The organism is Nocardia sp. NPDC127606, from assembly GCF_042671725.1.
Taxonomy (GTDB): domain Bacteria; phylum Actinomycetota; class Actinomycetes; order Mycobacteriales; family Mycobacteriaceae; genus Nocardia.
Genome location: NZ_JBHXWQ010000006.1, coordinates 197,565 through 219,970, shown reverse-complemented (window position 1 = coordinate 219,970; position 22,406 = coordinate 197,565). Strand labels below are relative to the sequence as shown.

Below are 22,406 nucleotides of genomic sequence, written 5' to 3'. Positions count from 1 at the left end.
AGCGGAATGTCGGTGCGCGTACTCAGTCGGCGGTGTCGAGGTCGGCGCGGGACAGGGCGTCTTCCACGCGGCGGCGCGCACCGGCGAGATGCTGTTCGCAGCGGGTGGCCAGGGCTTCGCCGCGCTCCCACAACCCCAGCGAGTCGTCCAGGTCGAGGCCGCCCTGTTCGAGCATCTTCACCACGTTGATGAGCTCGTCGCGGGCGCGTTCGTAGCCGAAGGCCGCGATCTCGGCCAGGGTGTCGGCAGCGGTGTTCTCGGAACCGGCGTCGGCCACGGTCACGTCCTCTTCTCGTCGGTGGTCTCTGGCGTCAGTCGCTGGGTGCCCAGTGCCGCGGCGGTGACGGCTCCGTCGGCGACCCTGATGCGGAGCTGGCTGCCCGCGGGGGAGTCATCGATCGAACGCACGACATGCCGTTCGGGACCGGCGACGCGCTGCACGACAGCGTAACCACGGGCCAGGGTGGCGGCCGGACCCACCGCGGTCAGCTTCTCGCGCAGGTGCAGGGTGGTCGTCGACTCGCTGCGCAGCAGCTGGTCGACGGTGCGTCTCGCGGCCGTGCGCAAGCGTTCCAGCTCGTCGTGACGGTGATTCAGCTCGCGCAGGGGATCGGCGAGGACGGGGCGCGATCGCAACTGCGCGATGGTGTGTTCCTCGCGCTGGACCCAGCCGCGCAACGCGGCCGCCGAGCGCGCCCGCATCTCACGGACCCCGGCCAGTTCGGCGGCGGCATCGGGGACGATGCGTTTGGCGGCGTCGGTGGGGGTGGCCGCGCGCAGGTCGGCGACCAGGTCGAGCAGGGGGTTGTCGGGTTCGTGGCCGATGGCGCTGACGATCGGGGTGCGGGCGGCGGCGACCGCGCGGCACAGTGCTTCGTCGGAGAAGGCCAGCAGATCTTCGACGCTGCCACCGCCGCGCGCCAGCACGATCACCTCGACGTCGGGGTCGCGATCGAGTTCGGCCAGCGCTTCGAGCATCTGCGGCACCGCGGTCGGACCCTGCACCGCGGTATTGCGGATGACGAATCGGACTGCGGGCCACCGGTTCTGGGCCACGGACAGGACATCGCGTTCGGCCGCGCTCGCCCGCCCGGTGATCAGCCCGATCGTCGCGGGCAGGAACGGCAGCGGCCGCTTGAGCCGGGCATCGAACAGGCCCTCGGCCGTCAAGAGGGCTTTCAACCGCTCGATCCGCGCCAGTAGCTCACCGATGCCGACCGCGCGAATCTCGGTGACCCGCAACGAGACCGTGCCACGGCCGGTGAAGAAGTGCAGCTTGCCGTAGACGACCACGCGGCTGCCCTCGGTCAACGGCACCGGCAGCCTGCGCAACAGGTCGGGGTCGCAGGTCAGCGACAGCGACATGTCCACCGACGCATCACGCAGCACCAGAAACGCGGTGCGGGTGCCGGGGCGCAGATTGATCTGGGTGACCTGCCCCTCCACCCAGATGCTGCCGAGCCGCTCGATCCACTGGGCGACCTTCACCGCGACCGAGCGCACCGGATACGGCTGCTCCGCCGAATTCGCCGGAGCGCCGGTCTGCGCGACGCCGTCCTGAGTCATAGGTCAGTTCTACGCGCGGCCACCGACACAACCAAAAAGCGGCCGCATCCGAGGTGTCGGATGGCGGCCGCTTCGACGGACAGTCTGTTACTGCGCCTGGACGGTGGCGATGCGGTTGGTGAGCATCGTGACGAAGGGGGCGCGGGCGCGGGTCTGCTGTTCGAAGGCCAGCAGCTGCGCCAGCTCCTCGACGGTCAGCATCCGCAGCCGGGCGCGCAGCTGGGCCAGCGTCATCGCGGGGTAGTCGTAGCGGATCGCGACCTCGGGGGCGACGACCTCCTCCGCGGCGGGCTCCTCGGCGGGCTCGATGACCTCGTCCTCGGTCTCGAGCAGCAGCAGGGACGCGGGCACGACCTTGCCGTTGGTCTGCGGGGCCTCCGCCGCTTCGAACAGGTCGAAGCGGCTGGTGTGGCCGTTGGTGGCGGGCGCGGGCTCGAGGTCCTCGTCGAAGGTGGCCCACGCGGGCTGCTCGGCCGGAGCCGAACCCAGCCGCTCGAACACACCGTCACCCTTGAGCGCGAGGCTGGTGACGAACTGCTGCAGATGCATCGTGGTCTGCAGCACGCGACTGAGCGCGGTGATCGGGAAATTGACCGCGGCGACGGGCAGTCGCCGGGTCTCTTCTAAGGCATACACGGCGGCGCCGGCGGCCACCCTGGCCAGGAACGGAGGACGAAACATGACTCCAGCCTGCCGCAAACCGGGTGTGATGCAAAGGTCCAGGCCCGTGTTGTGTGACTTTCGCCCCTTGATCCGACCTGATCGAGCCTGTCGCGCGCACGTAAGCTGTGGACTATGACCTCGGCAATCCCCTTGAACGTCGGTATCACGCGCTCCGCGGGCGCGAATGCTGCCGGTGGCAAGCGCGTGCTGCTGGCCGAGCCGCGCGGCTACTGCGCAGGCGTCGACCGTGCCGTTGAGACCGTGGAGAAGGCTCTCGAGAAACACGGCGCCCCGATCTATGTGCGCAAGGAGATCGTGCACAACCGCCACGTCGTGGAAACGCTACGTGAGCAGGGCGTGATCTTCGTCGACGAGACCGACGAGGTGCCCGAGGGCGCGCTGGTCGTGTTCTCCGCCCACGGGGTCGCGCCGATTGTGCACGAGACAGCCGCCGAACGGAACCTGCGCACCATCGACGCCACCTGTCCGCTGGTCACCAAGGTGCACCAGGAAGCCAAGCGTTTCGCCCGCGACGACTTCGACATCCTGCTGATCGGCCACGAAGGCCACGAGGAAGTCGAGGGCACCGCCGGTGAGGCGCCCGAGCACGTGCAGCTGGTCGACGGGCCCGACTCGGTGGACAAGGTGACCGTGCGCGACCCGTCGAAGGTGATCTGGTTGTCGCAGACCACCCTCTCGGTCGACGAGACCATGGAGACCGTCGAGCGGCTGCGCGAACGTTTCCCGACGCTGCAGGACCCGCCCAGCGACGACATCTGCTACGCCACCTCCAACCGGCAGACCGCGGTCAAGGCGATGGCGCCCGAATGCGACCTGGTGATCGTGGTCGGTTCGCGCAACTCGTCGAACTCGGTGCGACTGGTCGAGGTGGCGCTCGGCGCGGGCGCGAAGGCGGCGTATCTGGTCGACTACGCGCGCGAGGTCGATCTGGCCTGGCTCGACGGTGTGCAGACCATCGGCATCACCTCCGGCGCTTCGGTGCCGGAGATCCTGGTGACCGGGGTCCTCGACCTGCTGGCCGAGCACGGTTTCGGCGAGGTCCAGCCGGTGACCACGGCCAACGAGACGCTCGTGTTCTCCCTGCCCCGTGAGCTCCGCCCGGCCCGCCGGGACGCGCCTTCGCAGAGCTGACACCCCCTGATCTGAACAAAGAAAATCCCCGCCGATCGATCTCGGCGGGGATTCTTCGTTCTCAGACGCTGTCGGGGCGACGTCGTTCCGTGCGGGCGGAGTCGGCCCGGTCGCGATAGCGCACGTTCGGCTGCGGGTGCGGGGGTGCTTCGCCGCGGCGGCGCGGGACGCGGGCCGGTTCGGCTTCGCGCGGCGCGGCGGACGCGCGGGCGGCGCGTGGTTCACCGCGGGCGGCGCGGGGCTCGCGGGGCCTGGCAGCGGCGGGCGCCCGTTTCGGTTCGGTGGGCCTGGGGGGTCGGCGAGCCGGGCTCGCCATATCGACCTCGGTGTCGGGCTCGTCCAGTACCGCGGTGCCGCGGCGCGGGCGCTTGCGGGCGGCGGTGGCGAGGTCGGGGGTCGACTCGGGGCGACGGCGCTTGACCGGCTTGCGTTCGGTCCGGCGCTCCGGGGTGGGGCGAGCGGTCTGGGGTGCGCGCTTGGCGATCGCGATCCTGGCTCCGCCGATCGCCAGCACCAGCACGGTGGCCAGCGCCATCGTGGGGAAGCGCTCCACAAGCGGGATGATCAGGTTCATCAGCACGTCTTTGATCGACGTGGTGGCGCGCCCACCCAGCAGCTGGCAGGCCAGGGGCACCGCGACGAACAGCAGCAGGGGCGGCATCACCATGGTGGAGAAGAGGCCGCGAAAGCGCACCGCGCAGACAGCGAGCACGCAGCCGAGCACATACAGCGCCGAGAACGTGCCGGTCGGATAGGTCTCGCCGCCGAGTCCGTCGATCAGGAACCCGAGACCTGTCGCACCCGCGGCGAGCAGAATCGCGGCCCAGGCGGGGATGCCGGGTACCGAGGGCACGATCGAACGTTGCGGCGCGGGCACCCGGGGTCGCGCACGTTGGGAAGCAGCCACACTATGACACTAACTGCACATCGGCCCTGTGGGCGCCACGGCACGGGGATCTCAGACGCGATCCTCGACGTCGGCGAACGCGACGACGCGTGGTCGGGTCTCGGTGAGCCGGATTGCCGGGAGCTCCTGATCGGCGATGCCGAGATCGTGCATCCGGCGCGCGGTGACCATGACCCGCGACTCCACCGAACCCACTGTCGCGTTGAAAGCCGCTACGGCCTTACCGAGATTCACGCCCAGATTGTCCAGATGCTCGGCGACCTTGCCCAACCGGGTGTAGAGCTCCTTGCCCAGTTGCTGCACCGTTGCCATATCGCGCGAGAGCGCTTCCTGCCGCCAGCTGAACGCCACCGTCCGTAGCAGCGCGATCAATGTAGTGGGGGTTGCCAGGATCACGTTCCGGCCGAACGCGTACTCCAAGAGGTCGGCATCGGTGGTGAGCGCGGCATCGAGGAACGGGTCGCCGGGCACGAACAGCACGACGAACTCGGGCGCCGGATCGAAGGCCGCCCAGTACGCCTTGTCGGCCAATTGGTCGACGTGGGCGCGCAGGTGCTTGGCGTGGCGGGCCAGCAATTGGGTGCGTGCGCCGGGATCGTCGGTGGTCGCCGCGTCCAGGTACGCCGAGAAGGGCACCTTCGCGTCGACGACGATGTGCCTGCCGCCTGCCAGCCGCACCACCATGTCGGGCCGGACCACACCCCGATCGTCGCCGCCGGGCCGGGAGACCTGGGTATCGAAGTCGCAGTGCCGGGTCATGCCGGCGAGTTCGACCACGCGTTCCAGTTGGATCTCACCCCACCGACCGCGCACCTGCGGCGCCCGCAGCGCGGCGACCAGCTGACCGGTCTGATCGGAGAGCCGATGCGAGGTGCGTTGCATGCCCGCGACCTGCTCGCGCAATCCCGAATACGCGTCGATCCGATGGTGTTCGACCTGCCGGATCTGCTGTTCCAATGCGCCGACCGCGTCACGCAGCGGATCGACCATCGCGCCGATCGCGGCCGAATGCCTGCGCGCCGCATCCTCGTTGGCCGAGTGCAGCGACTGCTGCAGCAACCGTTGATTGTCTCCGGCCGCGGCGAGCCGGGCCTCCGCGGTGGCGGCGCGTTGGCCACCCCGGGCGGAATGCCCCAACCAGCCGAGGCCGAAGCCCGCGGCGAAGACGAAGACGAGCGCGACGAGCATCGAAGCGGTCATGGGAGGCGATACTGCCCGAGGCCACCGACAAGTTCGCAATTCCCCGGCAAACCGGGCATGGCGGCGGCGGATCCCCGGACATCCCGGCGGTGTGTGCGCGGCCTCGCGCGCCACGCCGATGAATTACACGCGTGTGGTGCGTCGATTGAATTCTGTCGGGGGTGTGCCCTACGGTTCGCGACATGCGGATCCTGCACACCTCCGACTGGCACATCGGGCGCACCTTTCACGGTGTCGACCTGCTGGCCGATCAGGCGCGGGTGCTGTCGGCCGTCGCGGAGCTGGTCGCGGCCGAATCGGTCGATGTGGTGGTGGTGCCCGGCGACATCTACGACCGCTCCATCCCCAATGCCGATGCCATCGGGGTCTGCAATCGTGGATTCGAGGCGATCCGGGCGGCGGGCGCGACGATCGTGGCCACCTCGGGCAATCACGACTCGCCTGCCAGGCTCGGCGCGGGCGCGAGCTTCGCCGCGGCCGGTGGCTTGCACCTGTGCACCAGGGTCGCCGACGCGCACCGGCCGATCGTGCTGTCCGACGACGACGGCGACGTGGCCTTCTACGGCATCCCGTACCTGGAACCGGAGATCACCCGGACCGAACTCGGTGTGCCCCAGGCGCACTCACACGCGGAGATCCTCGATGCCGCGATGGGCCGGATTCGCGCGGACATCGCCGCCAGATCCGGTACGCGCACGGTGGTCCTGGCACACGCGTTCGTGATCGGCGGCGAGGCGACGGGTTCGGAACGGTCCATCTCGGTGGGCGGGGTGGAGACGGTGTCGATGTCGGCCTTCGACGGCATCGACTATGTGGCGCTGGGACACCTGCATTCGCCGCAGACGCTCTCGGAGTCGGTGCGCTACTGCGGATCCCCGCTGCCGTATTCGTTCGGTGAGAGCTCACATCGCAAGGCGGTGTGGATCGTCGACCTCGACGCGAAAGGCCTCGCGGCGGTGCACCGTCACGAGCTGCCGCTGGTGCGCGGGCTCAGCAGGCTCACCGGCACCATCGATTCCCTGCTCACCGACGCCGAATACGCAGCGGCCGAGGAGCATTACGTGTCGGCCACGATCACCGACACCACCCGTCCGGTGGACCCGATGCGTAAGCTGCGCGAGCGGTTCCCGCACGCGGTACACGTGGAATGGGCACGACCGGAAGGCAATCCGGAGTTGCACTACCGCGAGCGGGTGCACGGTCGTCGCGACACCGAGGTCGCGGCGAGCTTCCTGACCGACGTGCGTGGCACACCGAGCAAGGGGGAGATGGCATGGGTGGAGCGGGCGCTGGCCGCGGCGGTTCGCGAAACCGACTCGGGCCGAGCCGAATCCGCCCAGGAGTCGGTGCCGTCGGAGCTGACTGCGTGAGACCACGCGCCGGGTTCGTGACGTCGGCGCTCGTCGCCGGGAGCATCGCGTGAGGCTGCACCGGCTCGAACTCACCGCGTTCGGACCGTTCGCCGAGACCACCGTCGTCGATTTCGACGCACTCGGCGCCGACGGGCTGTTCCTGCTCCACGGGCACACGGGCGCGGGCAAGACGACCATCCTCGACGCCATCGCCTTCGCCCTCTACGGCAAGGTGCCGGGGGCGCGCGGTGAGAGCAAGCGCCTGCACTCCGACCACGCCGATCCGCAGACACCACCGAGCGTCGTGCTCGAGGCCACGCTCGGCGGCCGCCTGCTGCGCCTGACCCGCTCGCCCGAATTCGAGCGTCCGAAGAAGAACGGCACCGGAACCCGCCTCCTGCAACCCCAGGCCACGCTCACCTGGCTCGACGGCAGCGGTGAGAACCTCTCGCGCATCACCGATATCGGCGACGAGGTGCTGCGCCTGCTCGGCATGAGCGCCGACCAGTTCTTCCAGGTGGTGCTGCTCCCACAGGGTGACTTCGCCAAATTCCTGCGGGCGGAGAACGAGGACCGCGAGAAACTGCTCGAAAAGCTCTTCGACACCCAACGTTTCGGTACCGCCGAGAAATGGTTGTCGGATCGGCGACGCGCGGCCGACAGCGAACTCACCACGCGCAGGCAGGGCATCGACCGCCTGATCACCAAGGTCGGCATGGCGGCGGGTTACGGCGGCGCGGAATCGATCGGCATCCAGGACTCGGTGACGTGGTCTCAGGAACTGCTGGCCACCGCGCGTACCGCCCTCGCCGAGGCGACCACGAATGCCGAACTGCGCCACAAAGAATCGGCCGAGGCCCGCACCGAAGCCGAAGAGCAACGCCGCGTCACCGAGCTGCGCACCCGCATGGCCGCGGCCCACACCGAACTGGCCGCCTACACCGCGTCCGCTCCTCGCCGCGCCGAACTCGAACGCGAACTCGATCGAGCCCGCCTGGCCGAACCCGTCGTCCATGCCATCGACGAGGCGCGCTCCGCGGTCCGTGGCCTGCGTCGCTCGGAAGCCGCCACCCGCGGCGCCGCAGCTGATCTGGCCGATCGTCTGAGGGCCCCGGCGGCAGCCGATATCGCGGGTGTGGGCCTGCTGACCGTCGGGCTGGACGAGCCGAACAGCGCCGGCGGCGCCGTGGAGGTCCATGGTGATCTCGATGCGGCGATCAGTCAGTGGAACGCGCTGCTCGGTGTGCTCGGTGAGGTGCGCGCGGATGCGGTGATCGCACGCAGGCTCGCCGACGATCTCGCCGTTCACGAGCGAGAATCCGCCCAGCTCACGCGGCGTGCGGCGGACTTGGCGCAGCGCCGGGTCGAACTGCCGACAGCGATCGGTTCTGTTCAGGAACAGCTCCGTGAGGCCACCGACGCGGCCGCCGCACTGCCCGGGGTTCGTAACGAGCTGACCAAATGGCAGGACTCGGCGGCCGCCGCTGTCGAGATCGCCCGTCGCCGACCGGCTTTGGACACCGCGCGCGGTGAACACGACTCCGCCTGGCGCACCCACCTCGACGCCAGGGAGCGTGTTCTCGACCTGCGCACCCGCCGCCTTGCGGGCATGGCCGCCGAACTCGCGGGCGCGCTCACCGAGGGTGCGCCGTGCACGGTCTGCGGGTCCGCCGACCACCCGGAGCCCGCCCAGCCCACCGACGACGCGGTGTCCAAGGAGGCCGAGGACGCCGCGCTGGCGGCCGAACAGGTCGCAGAGGCCGCGCGGGATCGCATCGCCGAACGCATCAGCGCCATCGAACGCGAGATCGAGGCGCTGACCGCGCGCGGTGGCGACGCCGACCCCGTCGCCCTCGCCGACGCGGTCCGCACCGCCACCCACCGCTTCGACGACACGGCCGAAGCCGCCGAGCGCGCCCCCGCCCTCACCAGCCGCCTCGAGGCCCTGCGCACCGAGGAAGCCGCCCTGCACGACCAGTCCCGCGACTTGGACGCCCGCCTCGGCACCACCACGGCCAACATCGCCGCCACCCGCACGCGCCTCGAAGAACTCACCACCCGCCTGCGTGCCGCCGCGGGCGCCGACACCACCGTCGATGCCCGCACCACCCGCCTCGAATCCCTCATCACCGCCGCCACCACCCTCCGCGCCGCCCGCACCGAGGAAGCCACCGCCCGCGACGCCGTTCGCACCATCGCCACCCGCGTGGAAAACCTCGCCCGCACAGCAGGTCTCGTCCCGGAGGGATACGAGGAGAGTGCGCAGCGAGAGGCACACGAATCGACGAGTCGTACCGCCGGCCGAACTGCGGTCGATGCCGCCGATACCGACGCAGATACGGGCGTCATTCCCGAGCCGGGCGTTGTCTCGGAGGCGGTTGTCGTCACCGGGACGGGCGTCGTTGCCGAGACCGGTGTTGGTGCGGATTCGACCGTGGATTCGGATGTTGAGGCCCAGCCGGCCGCTGCAGGCGAGCGCGGCACCGAGGAGTCGGCGAGTACGGGCCGCGAAGAGGCGAGTGGCGGCCGAGCTCGGGCGATCCGTAGCGAGCCCGAAATGCCCAGCCTGTTCGATCTTTTCGATGACGAACCCCTCGATGCCGAGCAAGTCGACGACGAGCCGGTCCATGATGTCCCGGCGGTCGAACCGGCACCACCTCGCGACGACATCGCCCTGCTGACTGCCTACGCCCAGGTCGTCACCGCCGTCGCGCGGACGGCGCAGCAGCAGGCCGCGATCGAAGCCGAACTCACCGCCGCGGACCGGGCCCGCGCACATGCCGAGACGGTGCTCGCCGAGCCGCGGATCCAGGCTGTCGCCGAGCAGACGCCGGGCGATCTGAACGCGCTCGAGCAGCGCTTCACCGAAGCGCAGAGCGCGCTCACCGCGGCGGTGGCGGACCGGTCGGCGGCGACCGAGCGAGTCGCCCAGCTCGAGCAGCTGGGGACGCAGCTGTGGGGTGAGGTCGAGCGGATCGCGCCCGAGCAGCGTGTCTTCGACGAGCTGGCGGGCCTGGCGGAAGTGGTCGCGGGCAGGGGCGAGAACAACCGGCGAATGTCGTTGCGCTCCTATGTTCTCGCCGCACGGCTCGAAGAGGTCGCGGTCGCGGGATCACTGCGTCTGCGCCGGATGTCCGGTGGCCGTTACGAATTCGTCCACTCGGACAAGGCGGGCCCACGGGGCAGGCGCGGCGGCCTCGGGCTCGATGTCCGCGACGACTACACCGGCGCGATCCGCTCGGCGAAAACGCTGTCCGGCGGCGAAACCTTCATGGCCTCCCTGGCATTGGCGCTCGGCCTCGCCGACGTGGTCGCCGCCGAAACCGGCGGGCTGGTCCTGGACACCCTGTTCATCGACGAAGGCTTCGGCAGCCTCGATGCCGACACCCTCGACGCCGTCATGGGTGTCCTCGACGAACTGCGCGCGAACGGCCGGGTGGTCGGCGTCGTCAGCCACGTAGACGAAATGCGCCAGCGCATCCCCAGCCGCCTCCACGTGGTGCGCGGCCGGGCAGGATCGCGACTGGAAGCCACCGTCGCCTAGCCCGCCCGGAGATGCCGTCACCACCGCGCTGTCACGGCGCGGCGGGAGCCTGTGGAAGCTCCACGGATGGCACCTTTTCGTGACGCGCGAGCGGTGTGAATCCGGGAAGCTTGCCGTCGGCGAACGGGATCATCAGCTGGACCAGCGGACCGATTCCGAAGGCATAGACCAGCGTGCCGATTCCCACGCTGCCGCCGAGGAACCACCCGGTGGTCAACACCGAGACCTCGATCCCGGTCCGAACCGACCACACCGGCCAACCGGTCCGTGCGACCAGTCCAGTCATCAGTCCATCACGCGGACCTGGACCCATTCCCGCGCCGATGTAGAGCACCGTCGCCGCCGCGTTCACCACCACGGCGGCGAGCATGGCCAGCACCCGCAGCCACAAGCCGTCCACGGCGGGGATCAACCACAGCCCGGCGTCGACCGCGATCGCGATCACCACCACATTGCTGACGGTCCCCAGCCCCGGCCGCTGCCGCAGCGGAATCCACGCGAGCAGCACGGCGATCCCGGTCAGCGCGGTCACCACACCGAAACTCAACGGCACGTGCCCTGCGACCCCTTGGTGGAACACGTCCCACGGGTCGAGCCCGAGTCCTGCTCGGATCATCACTGCCATCGAGGTGCCGTACAACCACAAACCGACGTACAGCGCGACCAATCGACGAGTGAGCATAGGTAACAGAATCCGGCCTACTGGACCTGAAAAAAAGAGCCAATCGTCGATCACTGGCCTGATTGCCCGCCGATGCTAGCTTTCGTGCGCGAGCAACCAGGCCTTGGCTTCCAGCCCCCATCGGAACCCGCCGAGCGCCCCGCCGATCCGCAGCACACGATGGCACGGCACGAACAGCGCGGCGGAGTTGCGCGCGCAGGCGTTGGCCGCGGCCCGCGTGGCTGCCGGACGCCCGGAGAGTCCGGCGAACTCCGTGTAGGTGACCGGTTCACCGGCCGGTACCTTGCGCAGGACTTCCCAGGCATGGACGAGGAATTCGCCGGACTGTTGACGCACCGCGATCGCGTCGATCGCGGTGAGATCACCTGCGTGATAGCCGACGACTGCCTTGGTCACCGCGCCGAGCGAATCCCGTTGCCGCAGTTCGGCCGGGCGCAATGTCGCGTGGATCAAGCCGGTCAGTGTGGTCGGGTCGCCGGTCCAGCCCGAGGCGAGCACGGCGCCGTCGGCATCGACGATGGTGGTGAACGGGCCGATCGGCGTGCTGACGGTGGCGACATCGGCGAGACGAAGAGCAGTGTCAGTCATGGTTTTTCGCTTCCTGAGGAGAAGGTTCACGGACAAGCGCGCCACGATGTTCGAGCGCGGTCTTCCACAAGTGCATGGACAGATAGGAGCGCCACGGCGCCCAGCGGGTGGTGTCGGCGAGGTCGATCCCGGCCTGCGCGGCTCCTTGGCGCAGGACCAGGTCGGTGTCGAGCAGGATGTCGGGATCGGCCAGCGATCGCATGGTGACGTAGTCGGCCGTCCACGGCCCGACCCCCTCGAGTGCGAGCAGGTCCCGCCGCAGGTCGTCGGCGGTACGCCCGGAATGCAGGACCAGTTCGCCGTCCGCGATCGCTCGCGCCGCCGCCACGATCGCCCTTACCCGGCGCGCGGGCCCGGTCAGCACCTCGGCGCCGTGTTCGGCGACCGCCTCAGCCGTGGGAAACAGTCGCGGCACCGGCCCGTCGATAGGCTCACCGAGCGCATCCACCAGCCGCGCGATATGCGTTCGGGCCGCCCGCACGGAGATCTGCTGCCCGATCATGGTGCACAACAACAATTCCGAGCCCTCGAGGCATCCCGGCACCCGGATGCCCGGCGTGAACTCGCGCTCACCACCGTGTTCACCGGCTCCCGCCGACCGATCGATGCCGAGCGCGCCGTCGATCCCCATCGGATCCGCGTCCAGATCGAGCAGATGCCGCACCCGCGCCACGGTCGGCGCCAGATCTCGCATATCCCGCAACGCCAACTCCGCCCGCACATGCCCCGGCTGGAACGACAGCCGAATCGTCGCGTGCCCGTGCGGAGTACGCAGGCTGCGCGTGTACACGCCGTCCTCCCACAGTTCCATCCCGGGCACCGCGTGCGCCGAGAGGAACCAGGTCAGCCACCCGGTGTCGAGCGGCTCGCGGTACGGCAGCCGCAACGTCAGCAATCCGGGCGTGCCGGGCGCGACGACATCGGCGCGCGGCGACCGGCGTAATTCGGTCCGCATCGTCGTCGGACTCACCGCGAAGACCTCGCGCACGGTGTCGTTGAATTGCCGAATGCTGGCGAACCCCGCCGCGAACGCGATATCCGACATCGGCATCTCGGTGGTCTGGATGAGCAGCCGAGCGGTGTGCGCGCGATGCGCCCTGGCCAGCGCGAGCGGCCCGGCCCCGAGTTCGGTGGTGAGCACGCGCGTGAGCTGGCGCTGCGAATAGCCGAGGGTGGCGGCCAGCCCGGGCACCCCACCGCGCTCGATCACCCCGTCGCCGATCAGCCGCATGGCGCGCGCGGCCAGGTCGGCCCGCACATTCCACAGGGGAGACCCGGGCGCGGCATCGGGCAGGCACCGGCGGCAGGCGCGATAGCCGGCCTGCTGAGCCGCCGCCGCGGTGGGCAGGAACGACACATTGGCCCGCTTGGGTGTGATCGCCGGGCACGAGGGCCTGCAGTAGATGCCGGTCGTGCGCACCGCGGTGAAGAACTGCCCGTCGAAGCGGGAGTCGCGGGTGGAGACCGCCCGGTAGCAGCCCTCGAAGTCCAAAGCAGTGATGGTCACGAGTTCCACAATGGCACCCATCGGAACGGGGTGCTAGCGGAAATCGGCCACCGATCCCGCGTGCCTCGAACCGCGATCAGCAGCAGCGATTGGTGGGATTGCGCTCGGCTTCGGCATAGCGTTCGCGCCAGTAGTCGCGCACGGACGGCACCGGGGCCCCCGGGTGCGTGCGACGAAAGTGGTCGACATAGCGCTGGTAATCCTGGCCGCCGTTGATCGCGCTGTACCAGCGGGCGACGCCACGCATCGCCGCCCAGACGCGTCGGAGAATCTCGCGGGGCCCAGTGGCCGCGGGGACCGCCGGGGCGCGGACGGCCGATCCACTGAACCGGCCGTCCGCGTCCCTGATCACACTCAAGAGACGTGCGCCGATCCGGGCGCGCTCACCTTGCCCTCGGCGATCAGCACGTCCCACTCCTTCTGCACGTCCTTCTCGGCGGAGGTGGCGACAAAACCGCTCGGAGCGAAGATCTTCGACGGCTGTTCCTCGGACTCGGTGCTGGTCACCGTGCCCGTACGAATCGCCTTCGCGCACACCAGCACACCGACGACGGTGACGATCAGCACCAGCACCGCGAACACGATCGACAGCGTGCCCTGGATGAAGGTGTTGCGGATCGCGATGTCGACCTGCTCGGGCGTCTTGGCCGTCAGGCAGGCCTTGCCCGCGTCCTTGGCCGCCTGGCACAGGCTGTGCTGCTTCCAGTAACCGAGCTTGGGATCGTCGGAGAAGATCTTCTGCCAGGACGCGGTCATCGTGACCAGCAGATCCCAGGCCAGCGGAACACCGGGAATCCACGCCCACTTCCACTGCCCGCGCTTGACAATGATCGTGAGCACCACGGTGAGCGCGATCGCGGCGAGCAGCTGGTTGGCGATGCCGAACAGCGGATACAGCGCGTTGATGCCACCGAACGGGTCGTTGACGCCCATCAGCAGCACCCCACCCCAGCCCGCGACCACGATCAGCGAGCACAGCCAGGCGCCGATCCGCCACGACGGATCACGGAACTTCTTGAATCCGCCGCCGAAGTTGCCGAGCGCGTCCGAGACCAGGAAGCGCGCCACACGCGTGCCCGCGTCGATGGTGGTGAGGATGAACAGCGCCTCGAACATGATCGCGAAGTGGTACCAGAAGGCCTTCATCGTCGAGCCGCCGAGGAACTGGGAGAAGACCTCGGAGATGCCGACCGCCAGGGTCGGTGCGCCACCGGTGCGCGAGACGATCGACTTCTCGCCCACTTCGGCGGCCGCGTCGGTGAACAGTTCCGGCGTGGCGGGCGGACCGGACAGGCCGAGCGAATTCGTGAACTTGGCGGCGCCTTCGGCCGTGCCGCCGGTGAGTCCGGCCGAGGCGTTCATGCCGAAGTACAGGTGCTGGTCGATGATCGAGGCGGTGATGATCGCCATGATCGCGACGAACGACTCCATCAGCATGCCGCCGTAGCCGATCATCCTGGCGTTGGATTCCTTGGCCATCAGTTTCGGCGTCGTGCCGGAGGAGACCAGCGCGTGGAAACCCGAAAGCGCACCGCAGGCGATGGTGATGAACAGGAACGGGAACAGACTGCCCGCGAACGCGGGACCGTTGCCGGTGTGCGCGAATTCGGAGACGGCGGGCGCCTTCAGCACCGGCATCGTGATCAGGATGCCGACGGCGAGCAGCACGATCGTGCCGACCTTCATGAACGTCGACAGGTAGTCGCGCGGGGCGAGCAGCAGCCACACCGGCAGCACCGAGGCGATGAAGCCGTAGGCGATCAGGCACCACGCGATGGTGGTGCGCGACAGGGTGAACCAGTCAGCGCCCCACTCGGTTTCGGATACCCAGCCGCCGCCGATGATCGCGGCCAGCAGCAACACGATGCCGATCGCGGAGACCTCGCCGACCGCACCCGGGCGCAGATACCGCAGATAGACGCCCATGAACAGGGCGATCGGGACGGTCATCGCGATGGAGAACACACCCCACGGGCTCTCACCGAGCGCGTTCACCACCACCAGCGCCAGCACCGCCAGCAGGATCGTCATGATCACCAGGATCGCCACGATCGCCGCGACACCGCCGACGACGCCGAGCTCGTCACGCGCCATCTGGCCGAGGCTGCGGCCGCGTCGACGGGTCGAGGCCCACAGCACCAGGTAGTCCTGCACCGCGCCGGCGAACACCACGCCGACGACGATCCAGATGGTGCCGGGCAGATAGCCCATCTGCGCGGCCAGTACCGGACCGACCAGCGGGCCTGCGCCCGCGATGGCGGCGAAGTGGTGCCCGTAGAGCACCCGCCGGTCCATCGGCATGAAATCTTTGCCGTTGTCATAGATTTCGGCGGGCGTGGCCACGTCGTCGCGTGGCTTGGTGATCTTCCACTCGATGAACCGCGCGTAGAAGCGGTAGGCGATGATGTAGGTACAGACCGCCGCGATCACGATCCACACCGCGTTCACGGACTCGCCGCGCACGAACGCGATGATCGCCCACGCGACGGCGCCGAGAACGGCGATCCCCGCGAACACGGCCTTCTTGGCGGGCGTGATCGGCGTGCGATCGACGACACCGACCGGAGGCAAGTCCGGGTCGGTCCGCAGATGTTCGATGGTCGCCATTGACTCAACTCTCCTGTATAACGCGCAGAGCCTCGGGTGAAGCAATCGACAACGTAGCCGATCGCCGAACTGCGACGGAGAGGTTCGCACACGATCGTGCGCAGAATGAAATTTTGTTCAGCAGGTCATTCGCCTCGGTACGTTCCGAAGCTCCAGAGGTTGCCTTCCGGGTCGGCGGCACTGAAGCCGCGGGAGCCGTAGTCCTCGTCGCGCAGGTCGCGGATGATCGTCGCGCCGGCGGCCTTCGCCCTGTCGTAGAGCGCGTCGGGGTTGTCGGTGACGAGGTAGAGATTGGCGACGCCCGGTGGCCGGGTGCCGAACGGGGTGTCGTCGCGGCCGGTGGAGCCGAACATGATGCCGCCGCCGCCCGGCCAACGCAGTTCACCGTGTTCGACGACCGAGTCGTCGTTTTCCCTGGCGTAGACCGCGGTCGCTTCGAAACCGAAGGCGGTGGTGAGGAACTCGATCATGGCGCGGGCGTCGTCGAAGGCGAGGCACGGCCAGATGGTGGTCCGGTTGTCAGCTGTGGTGTCCATGTGTTCAGCCTCGCGCTTATGGGCCGTTCGGGTCTTGGACGGATGGAATCTCCTCGGCGAGCCAGGCGGTGGGGGCCACGCCCGCCAGCTCGGCGAAGTCGCGGTTCAGGTGCGCCTGGTCGTAGTAGCCACAGGTAGTCGCGATCTGGGCGATGGAGACATAGGAGGGGGTGCCTGCCAGCATGCGCTTGGCTCGCTCGAATCGGATGATCCGCGCGGCCAGCTTGGGGCTCGCGCCGAATTCGGCGGTGAACTTGCGGGTCAGGTGCTGGCGGGTCCAGCCGATCCGATCGGCGAGCGGGGTGATCGAGCAGGTGCCGCCGGTTTTCACGAGAGCGTGCCAGGCCCACGTCAATTCGGGTCCGGCCAGCGTGTCGGTGCGTGCCGCGGCGGTCAAGGCTCGATCGCACGCGGCGAACCGGCTCGGCCAATCCTGGTGCGACTGCACGGCATCGGCGAGTTGATCGCCCAGAGTGCTTTGTGCTTGGGAGCATTCGATCGACATGTCCCACAGTTCGCTCGCGGGCATGCCGAACAGCACCCGGCACCCCAGCGGGGTCAGCTCGATCGCGACACCTTCCTGAAAGCCGGTGTGCGCGATCATCGCCGGGCTCGCCTGCAGGCCGCTCAAGACACAGCGGTAGCTGCCGGGGGCCTGGTGCGGGTCGGTCTGCTCGACGACGTCGATGGTCGGGCCGATGGCGACGATGAACGTCATGTGCCGTGAGGGGAGGCCGCGATGCAAGCCCGGCTCGAAACCCGCGAGTCGATAGCCCACGTACCGGTCGATGAACGCTGCCAGCACCGGCGCGGGGGCCGCGGTCACCACCTCCGTGGTCGCCTCCATACGGCAACGCTACGCCGGGCGTGTGGGATTGCCCACGCATCTCGGGCATCGCCGCGGGGTAACCGGACCGTGAAGGTGCTCTCCGCAGCGCGGCGGAGGCGGTGAGATTTCGCACTCACGGGCTCACGGTCTGTGGAAACGCGAGGTCAGCCGGTTAATCTTGCGCCTTCGCTCAATTTACGTAGGAGGTGTCATGCGGCGGGTTCAATACGAGCGCGGCAGTGGTTCGGAGGCGCTCGAAGTCGTCGCGGCCGAGGTGCCGGTGCCCGGTGCCGGTGAGCTGCTGGTGCGGGTCGAGGCGATCGGGGTGACCCTGTCGGCGATTCGTCGGATCAGTGGCGACGCTGAGCAGGTCCGCGCCGAGGTGGCCGGTGAGGTCGTCGCGGTCGGTGACGGGGTCGACGGCTACAGCGCCGGATACCGCGTGGTCGGCCTGTGCACGGCTGACGCGTACGCCGAGTACGTCGTCCTCGCGATCGACCAGGTCTCGGCTATCCCTGACGGCGCGTCCGCCGTCGACGCCGTCGCCCTGATGCGCAGCGGTCTCGTCGCTCTCGGCGCACTGGGCACCGCCGTACCGCGCGAGGGCGAAACCGCCCTGGTCACCGCCGCCGCGGGTGGTGTCGGCCACCTCGCGGTGCAGCTGGCCCGCGTGCGTGGCGCGAGCTGGGTGGTCGGCGCGGTCTCCGACGAGTCGAAGGTCGATTTCGTGCGTGAACTCGGCGCCGACGAGGTGTTCACCTACGACCAGCTGCACTGCGGCAAGCAGGCCGATTACGCCCTCGACGGTGTCGGTGGCACCGGCCTCGGCGGCACCCTCGCCGGTCTCGCCGAAGGAGGTCGCGCGGTCACCTACGGCACCGGCGGCGGCCTCATCGACACCGAAGATCTCCTCGCGGGCGGCAAATCCCTCACCGGTTTCCGGATCGGCCGTCTCGCCCAGCGCGACCCGGCTCGCTACGAGGACCTGCGCCAGGAGGTCTGGCAGTACTACGCCTCCGGCCTGCTGCACCCGGTCGTGCATGCCGAGTTCGCCCTCGACGACGCCGCTGCCGCGCACGCGGTCATCGAGCAGCGCGCCAACCTGGGCAAGGTCGTCCTCGTTCCCTGACAGATCCTTCGGGAGGGCCGTTCGCGGTCCGGCTCGCTGGTCAGGTGCCTGACCAGCGGGCCACAAGGGGGCCGCGAACCCGCCGCGCCGCAGGTGCGGCAAGATAAACACAGTGAGCCTCACCCTCGGAATCGTCGGCCTGCCCAATGTCGGAAAGTCGACGCTGTTCAACGCGCTGACCAAGAACGACGTGCTGGCCGCGAACTACCCGTTCGCGACCATCGAGCCCAACGTCGGCGTGGTCCCGCTGCCCGACCCGCGCCTGAACAAGCTCGCCGAGATCTTCGGTTCCGAGAAGATCGTCCCCGCGGTGGTGTCGTTCGTCGACATCGCCGGCATCGTGAAGGGCGCCTCCGAAGGCGCCGGACTCGGCAACAAGTTCCTCGCCAATATCCGTGAGGCCGACGCGATCTGCCAGGTCGTGCGCGTGTTCGCCGACGACGACGTGATCCACGTCGACGGCCGGGTCGACGCCGCCGCCGACATCGAGGTCATCGAAACCGAGCTCATCCTCGCCGATCTGCAAACCCTCGAGAAGGCCATCCCGCGCCTCGAGAAGGAAGCCAGGGTCAAGAAGGACCGCAAGCCCCTGCTCGACGCGGCCAAGGTCGCCGAGGGTTTCCTCAACGAGGGCACCACGCTGTTCGCCGCGGGCAAGAAGATCGACGCCGACCTGCTGCGTGAGCTCTCCCTGCTCACCATCAAGCCGTTCCTCTACGTCTTCAACGCCGACGAGTCCGTCCTCACCGACGAAGCCAAGATCGCTGAGCTGAAGGCCTCCGTCGCCCCCGCCGACGCCGTCTTCCTCGACGCCAAGGTCGAAGCCGAACTCCTCGAACTCGACGACGAGTCCGCCCTCGAACTCCTGGAATCCATCGGCCAGACCGAACCCGGCCTGCACGCCCTCGCCCGCGCCGGTTTCCACACCCTCGGACTGCAGACCTACCTCACCGCAGGCCCCAAGGAATCCCGAGCCTGGACCATCCACCAGGGCGACACCGCCCCCAAGGCAGCCGGCGTCATCCACACCGATTTCGAACGCGGGTTCATCAAGGTCGAACTCGTCGCCTTCGACGACCTGGTCGAAGCAGGTTCCATGGCCGCTGCCAAGGCCGCGGGCAAGGTCCGCATGGAAGGCAAGGAATATGTCATGCACGACGGCGACGTCTGCGACTTCCGCTTCAACGTGTAATCCCTTGCGCCTGCGGTCAATCGGCGAAGCTGCAGGCGCATGATCTGCCTTCGGTGAGGTCTTGATCAGCGCTGTCCCGTGCTGCTCGACCTCGGTCGCTCGTCGGACACCGTGCTACCTCCTCGTCGTCTCGAGATCCCATTCCGTCGGCCCCGCGTGGCCTGTGATGTTCGTTACATCCGTGTGATATTCGTTGCACCCACAGGATGCGCCGGCTCAACGACGGAGGGCTCGATGAAACCGCATTACATGTATCGGTGGTTCAACAATCACGGGTTGGTTCTGCTGTTCAAGAAGATTCTGCTCCGTCGTGGCAATCCGTTCGCTCGATTGATCGGTGGCGCGGAGGGTATCGAGAATCCGTACGCACTGATCGAGGAGATGCGCGGGGAGGGCGGGTTGATCCGGGCCCTTCCGGTATGGATCACCTTCGATCACGATATGGTCCGGGAAATCCTGCGCGACAACCGTTTCGGTGTCGGTATACCGACTGTGTTCGGCGTGCCGGGGCCGGTGATGCGCGCGCTGGAGCATCGGCCCCTTCCCCCGAATCTGATGGATCCGCCGTCGATGCTGGTGGTCGACGAGCCCGAGCACAGCCGGATGCGCAAACCGGTCTCCGCGGCGTTCACCCCGCGTGCCATCGCCCGGCTGCGCGACAGGATCGAGACGGTCACCGGGGAACTGCTCTCGGCGCTGCCCGAGGACGGGCCAACCGACCTGGTGACGCGGTACGCGGCGCAGGTGCCCATCGCCATCATCTCCGAGATGCTCGGCTTCCCGGACGCCGACCGCGAGATGTTCCTGCACTGGGGTGACGAGATCAGTCCGTTGCTCGACCTCGGGATCTCGTGGCAGACCCACCAGCGGGCGATGGAATCCTCGGAGCGACTGCACGGGTACCTCGTCGAGCACCTCGGGCGACTCCGCGCCGAGCCCGGCGACGATATCCTCAGCAGCATGGTCACCTCGGGTGATCTGTCCACCTACGAACTGTGCGCGTCGGCGACCCTGCTGATGGCCGCGGGCTTCGAGACCACGGTCAACCTGATCGGCAAGGGCATCGTCTGGCTGCTCCAGCACCCCGAACAGCTGGCCCGGTTGCGTGCCGAGCCGGAACTCTGGCCCAACGCGGTGGAGGAGATCCTCCGGATCGATCCGCCGGTGCAGTCCACCGCTCGCACCACCAGGACGGCGCTGGAGGTCGGTGGTGTCCGGTTGCGCGAGGGGTCGACCGTGGTGCTGTCGCTGGCCGGCGCGAACCGCGACCCCGCCGTGTTCACCGACCCGTCCCGGTTCGACATAAGCAGGGACAACGCCAAGAATCATCTGTCCTTCAGCAGCGGCAGCCATGTGTGCCTCGGCGCCGGTCTGGCCCGGATGGAAGCGGCGCATGCCCTGCGCGCGCTGTTCGAGACGTTTCCGGACCTGCGATTGACCGATCCGCCCACCCGCCGGCCGCTGTTCACCCTGCACGGTTATCAGCACCTTCCCGCGCACACCGGCCCGCGCGTCCGCAGCCACTCGCCCATCGGCTGACCCGCGTGTGACCTCGTTCTGAACGAACCACCTCGTCACTGTGGTGGAAGAGCACCTCGGTGCGGAGGTCGACGTCGATGCGTTCGCCTCGCGATCGGGAACTACCGAGTACCACCTGCGACGGATGTTCTCGTCTTTGGCGGCGATGCCGTTGTCCGACTACATCCGTCGGCGACGGATGACGGTCGACAGCGACGGAGTGGTTCCCCTCGAACCCGTGGCGACTGCGTCCCGGTCCGTCCATCGTCTCGGTGCTCGAACGGGCCGACGACTTCAGCACCGCGACGTGCGAGTTGTGGCTCGCCGTCGAACGGAGCTGACGCGGCCGCGGCACCAAGGTGGTGTTCTGTGCACCCTCGGGGGAGCCGGCTCAGTACTCGGGGCCCTGATGAGGGGCCCCGATTCGGCGCAGAGTGGATGTTGTCACCACCCCGCGAACCCGGAGGCTCCGATGTCGAACATCAGCACAATCGCCCACTCGGCGGAGCGTCGTGTCGCGGTGTCGACCGGTGACGGGGTGGAGCTCGCGGTTCGTGAGTACGGCGAACGGCATGCGGACCTGACGGTTGTCCTGATTCACGGGCATTGCCTGCGGACCGAATCGTGGACGGATGTGCGGGACGCGCTGCTGCGCGAGCACTCCGGTGCCAAGGTCGTCTGCTACGACCATCGCGGGCACGGCGACTCCGCTATCGCGTCGAGGAAGACCTACAACATCGAACAGCTCGGTCATGATCTGCACGACGTGCTCGACGTTGTCGCGTTGACCGGGCCGGTCGTGCTGGTCGGGCATTCTATGGGTGGGATGACCGTGCTGACCTACGTCGACCAGTACCGGCACGAGGTCGGGACCCGCATCGTCGGTGTCGGTCTCGTCGCCACCGCCGCGAGCGGGCTCGCCGACGCGGGTTTCGGCCGACTGCTGCACAACCCGATCGTCCCGGTTTTCCAGGCCGCGGTGCGGCGCGCACCGCGTCTGATGCAGCACGCGAAGGTACTGGCCTGCAAGGTCTTCGCCCCGGTCGTGCGCACCGCCGAGTTCGGTGATCGCAAGGTCAGCCAGCGCGTGCTCGCGCTCGCGGAAGCGATGCACAACGCGACGTCGATCGTGACCATGGCCACCTTCCTGAGCGCCTTCAAGACCTTCGACCGCACCGCCGCACTGGCCACCCTCTCGACCATCCCCACCATGATCCTGTGCGGCTCCGCCGACCTGATGACGCCGCCGTCGCATTCGGTCGCCATGGCCGCCGCCGTCGACTACGCCGACTTCGTCCAGATCGACGGCGCGGGTCACTCGGTCATCCTCGAACAGCCCGCCCAGGTCGCCCAGGCCATCGCCCGCCTGGTCGCCCGCGCCGACCAGCCCGCCCGCGCCCAGCTGGCCCTCGCAGCCTGAGTCAGCCGGCCACC

19 protein-coding genes are annotated in these 22,406 nt (G+C 68.6%); 7 read left to right on the top strand and 12 right to left on the bottom strand.

What is annotated here, in order from left to right; genetic code table 11:
• Window positions 1–22 precede the first annotated feature (22 nt).
• From ACFVJ5_RS25555 to ACFVJ5_RS25545, 3 genes are all read right to left on the bottom strand, one after another.
• Window positions 23–283 carry an exodeoxyribonuclease VII small subunit gene (locus ACFVJ5_RS25555; RefSeq protein WP_379223720.1) on the bottom strand — a complete coding sequence of 87 codons (261 nt, stop codon included), beginning with the start codon at window positions 281–283 and terminating at the stop codon, window positions 23–25.
• Window positions 280–1,566, bottom strand: coding sequence for an exodeoxyribonuclease VII large subunit (gene xseA / locus ACFVJ5_RS25550; RefSeq protein ID WP_379223718.1), 1,287 nt, complete (start codon window positions 1,564–1,566; stop codon window positions 280–282). The genes ACFVJ5_RS25555 and xseA overlap by 4 nt, the downstream gene beginning before the upstream one ends.
• 87 nt (window positions 1,567–1,653) lie before the next feature.
• Window positions 1,654–2,247 (bottom strand): lipid droplet-associated protein, encoded by a 594-nt coding sequence (locus tag ACFVJ5_RS25545; protein WP_378638119.1) that lies wholly within the window; start codon window positions 2,245–2,247, stop codon window positions 1,654–1,656.
• A 114-nt stretch (window positions 2,248–2,361) separates the two neighbouring features.
• On the opposite strand from ACFVJ5_RS25545, the gene ACFVJ5_RS25540 reads away from it, so the two are divergent.
• Window positions 2,362–3,381, top strand: a complete 1,020-nt coding sequence (locus ACFVJ5_RS25540; RefSeq protein WP_379223716.1) for a 4-hydroxy-3-methylbut-2-enyl diphosphate reductase — start codon at window positions 2,362–2,364, stop codon at window positions 3,379–3,381.
• A gap of 61 nt (window positions 3,382–3,442) precedes the next feature.
• Here the strand turns inward: ACFVJ5_RS25540 and ACFVJ5_RS25535 are convergent, their stop codons facing one another.
• Complete coding sequence (locus ACFVJ5_RS25535; protein ID WP_379223714.1) at window positions 3,443–4,288, bottom strand: DUF6542 domain-containing protein; 846 nt, start codon at window positions 4,286–4,288, stop codon at window positions 3,443–3,445.
• Window positions 4,289–4,339: 51 nt separating this feature from the next.
• Window positions 4,340–5,488 carry a DNA recombination protein RmuC gene (locus tag ACFVJ5_RS25530; protein WP_379223712.1) on the bottom strand — a complete coding sequence of 383 codons (1,149 nt, stop codon included), beginning with the start codon at window positions 5,486–5,488 and terminating at the stop codon, window positions 4,340–4,342.
• A gap of 182 nt (window positions 5,489–5,670) precedes the next feature.
• Between ACFVJ5_RS25530 and ACFVJ5_RS25525 the strand changes: the two genes are divergently transcribed.
• Together ACFVJ5_RS25525 and ACFVJ5_RS25520 are read left to right on the top strand one after the other, a co-directional pair.
• Window positions 5,671–6,858, top strand: a complete 1,188-nt coding sequence (locus ACFVJ5_RS25525; protein WP_379223710.1) for an exonuclease SbcCD subunit D — start codon at window positions 5,671–5,673, stop codon at window positions 6,856–6,858.
• A 49-nt stretch (window positions 6,859–6,907) separates the two neighbouring features.
• Complete coding sequence (locus ACFVJ5_RS25520) at window positions 6,908–10,384, top strand: AAA family ATPase (protein ID WP_379223708.1); 3,477 nt, start codon at window positions 6,908–6,910, stop codon at window positions 10,382–10,384.
• Window positions 10,385–10,415: 31 nt separating this feature from the next.
• Here the strand turns inward: ACFVJ5_RS25520 and ACFVJ5_RS25515 are convergent, their stop codons facing one another.
• The 7 genes from ACFVJ5_RS25515 to ACFVJ5_RS25485 all read right to left on the bottom strand — a co-directional run bounded on the left by ACFVJ5_RS25515 (window position 10,416) and on the right by ACFVJ5_RS25485 (window position 17,151).
• Window positions 10,416–11,066, bottom strand: a complete 651-nt coding sequence (locus ACFVJ5_RS25515) for a YitT family protein (protein WP_379223707.1) — start codon at window positions 11,064–11,066, stop codon at window positions 10,416–10,418.
• Between the two features lie 75 nt (window positions 11,067–11,141).
• Complete coding sequence (locus ACFVJ5_RS25510; protein ID WP_379223705.1) at window positions 11,142–11,654, bottom strand: methylated-DNA--[protein]-cysteine S-methyltransferase; 513 nt, start codon at window positions 11,652–11,654, stop codon at window positions 11,142–11,144.
• Window positions 11,647–13,182, bottom strand: a complete 1,536-nt coding sequence (locus ACFVJ5_RS25505; RefSeq protein ID WP_379223703.1) for an AlkA N-terminal domain-containing protein — start codon at window positions 13,180–13,182, stop codon at window positions 11,647–11,649. The genes ACFVJ5_RS25510 and ACFVJ5_RS25505 overlap by 8 nt, the downstream gene beginning before the upstream one ends.
• Before the next feature lie 55 nt (window positions 13,183–13,237).
• Window positions 13,238–13,513: a YbdD/YjiX family protein gene (locus ACFVJ5_RS25500; RefSeq protein ID WP_379223965.1), complete on the bottom strand. Its 276-nt coding sequence runs from the start codon at window positions 13,511–13,513 to the stop codon at window positions 13,238–13,240.
• A 2-nt stretch (window positions 13,514–13,515) separates the two neighbouring features.
• Window positions 13,516–15,768: a carbon starvation CstA family protein gene (locus ACFVJ5_RS25495; RefSeq protein WP_379223702.1), complete on the bottom strand. Its 2,253-nt coding sequence runs from the start codon at window positions 15,766–15,768 to the stop codon at window positions 13,516–13,518.
• A gap of 125 nt (window positions 15,769–15,893) precedes the next feature.
• Window positions 15,894–16,304 carry a VOC family protein gene (locus tag ACFVJ5_RS25490; protein WP_379223700.1) on the bottom strand — a complete coding sequence of 137 codons (411 nt, stop codon included), beginning with the start codon at window positions 16,302–16,304 and terminating at the stop codon, window positions 15,894–15,896.
• A 16-nt stretch (window positions 16,305–16,320) separates the two neighbouring features.
• On the bottom strand, window positions 16,321–17,151 hold the full coding sequence (locus ACFVJ5_RS25485) for a helix-turn-helix domain-containing protein (protein ID WP_379223698.1): 831 nt from the start codon (window positions 17,149–17,151) through the stop codon (window positions 16,321–16,323).
• 193 nt (window positions 17,152–17,344) lie between these two features.
• Here ACFVJ5_RS25485 and ACFVJ5_RS25480 point away from each other — a divergent pair, with 193 nt between their 5' ends.
• The 4 genes from ACFVJ5_RS25480 (at window position 17,345) to ACFVJ5_RS25465 (ending at window position 22,392) form a co-directional block, all read left to right on the top strand.
• On the top strand, window positions 17,345–18,262 hold the full coding sequence (locus ACFVJ5_RS25480) for a zinc-binding alcohol dehydrogenase family protein (RefSeq protein ID WP_379223696.1): 918 nt from the start codon (window positions 17,345–17,347) through the stop codon (window positions 18,260–18,262).
• A gap of 112 nt (window positions 18,263–18,374) precedes the next feature.
• The gene (ychF, locus tag ACFVJ5_RS25475) at window positions 18,375–19,454 is read left to right on the top strand and encodes a redox-regulated ATPase YchF (RefSeq protein ID WP_358120547.1); all 1,080 of its coding nucleotides are present in this window, start codon (window positions 18,375–18,377) and stop codon (window positions 19,452–19,454) included.
• 234 nt (window positions 19,455–19,688) lie between these two features.
• On the top strand, window positions 19,689–20,993 hold the full coding sequence (locus ACFVJ5_RS25470; protein WP_379223694.1) for a cytochrome P450: 1,305 nt from the start codon (window positions 19,689–19,691) through the stop codon (window positions 20,991–20,993).
• Between the two features lie 451 nt (window positions 20,994–21,444).
• Entirely contained in the window at window positions 21,445–22,392 is a 948-nt protein-coding gene (locus tag ACFVJ5_RS25465; RefSeq protein WP_379223692.1) for an alpha/beta fold hydrolase, read from the top strand.
• The last annotated feature ends 14 nt before the right edge of the window (window positions 22,393–22,406 follow it).

Coding starts and splice junctions, on each gene's coding strand:
- ACFVJ5_RS25470 (WP_379223694.1), top strand. CDS start 19,689: ATGAAACCGCATTACATGTATCGGTGGTTCAACAATCACGGGTTGGTT.
- ACFVJ5_RS25465 (WP_379223692.1), top strand. CDS start 21,445: ATGTCGAACATCAGCACAATCGCCCACTCGGCGGAGCGTCGTGTCGCG.
- ACFVJ5_RS25525 (WP_379223710.1), top strand. CDS start 5,671: ATGCGGATCCTGCACACCTCCGACTGGCACATCGGGCGCACCTTTCAC.
- ACFVJ5_RS25530 (WP_379223712.1), bottom strand. CDS start 5,488: ATGACCGCTTCGATGCTCGTCGCGCTCGTCTTCGTCTTCGCCGCGGGC.
- ACFVJ5_RS25505 (WP_379223703.1), bottom strand. CDS start 13,182: ATGGGTGCCATTGTGGAACTCGTGACCATCACTGCTTTGGACTTCGAG.
- ACFVJ5_RS25485 (WP_379223698.1), bottom strand. CDS start 17,151: ATGGAGGCGACCACGGAGGTGGTGACCGCGGCCCCCGCGCCGGTGCTG.
- ACFVJ5_RS25515 (WP_379223707.1), bottom strand. CDS start 11,066: ATGCTCACTCGTCGATTGGTCGCGCTGTACGTCGGTTTGTGGTTGTAC.
- ACFVJ5_RS25480 (WP_379223696.1), top strand. CDS start 17,345: ATGCGGCGGGTTCAATACGAGCGCGGCAGTGGTTCGGAGGCGCTCGAA.
- ACFVJ5_RS25510 (WP_379223705.1), bottom strand. CDS start 11,654: ATGACTGACACTGCTCTTCGTCTCGCCGATGTCGCCACCGTCAGCACG.
- ACFVJ5_RS25540 (WP_379223716.1), top strand. CDS start 2,362: ATGACCTCGGCAATCCCCTTGAACGTCGGTATCACGCGCTCCGCGGGC.
- ACFVJ5_RS25490 (WP_379223700.1), bottom strand. CDS start 16,304: ATGGACACCACAGCTGACAACCGGACCACCATCTGGCCGTGCCTCGCC.
- ACFVJ5_RS25545 (WP_378638119.1), bottom strand. CDS start 2,247: ATGTTTCGTCCTCCGTTCCTGGCCAGGGTGGCCGCCGGCGCCGCCGTG.
- ACFVJ5_RS25495 (WP_379223702.1), bottom strand. CDS start 15,768: ATGGCGACCATCGAACATCTGCGGACCGACCCGGACTTGCCTCCGGTC.
- xseA (WP_379223718.1), bottom strand. CDS start 1,566: ATGACTCAGGACGGCGTCGCGCAGACCGGCGCTCCGGCGAATTCGGCG.